The sequence below is a fragment of the Streptomyces sp. DH12 genome (assembly GCF_020873895.1).
GTDB lineage: Bacteria > Actinomycetota > Actinomycetes > Streptomycetales > Streptomycetaceae > Streptomyces.
Genome location: NZ_JAHWGT010001401.1, coordinates 1 through 416 on the forward strand (window position 1 = coordinate 1; position 416 = coordinate 416).

Sequence of the window (416 nt, forward strand, 5' to 3'; positions counted from 1 at the left end):
TGGATGGACTGTTCGGCCACCAACTCGGTCTCCAAGCGGGGTATAAACACTCCTGGCCCGACCTCCAGCCGAAGGCCACGGAACCAGGCATGACCGATGATGTACTGCGCTGGTTCCCCGCTTCGCCGCCGATCCACCATCTGATTGAAACGATCCTCATCATCAGCATTAACGCTCGCCACACGAATGAGTTGTGACGGTTGGATTCTCAGTGCTTCACATAGCAACATGCGTGCATCTGCTGCCGGGGTCTCAATCCCCGCGGTGGTCAGTTGTCGAGTGGCTCGTGCCAGGAGGAGAGATGGGCTGGGATCTGCCATTAGGATTCTTGACCTTCGGGCCGTTGTGCCATCCGACGCCTCACCTCATCGGCATGGAGCGCGTCTAGAACATCACCTAGGTCGCCAGCCAGAATC

The 416-nt window shown here is 58.2% G+C and carries 1 pseudogene; it reads right to left on the reverse strand.

The features are described 5' to 3' along the window. Positions 1-320: pseudogene (locus tag LPA54_RS43345) on the reverse strand (peptide chain release factor N(5)-glutamine methyltransferase); the annotation flags it as partial. Between the last annotated feature and the right edge of the window lie 96 nt (positions 321-416).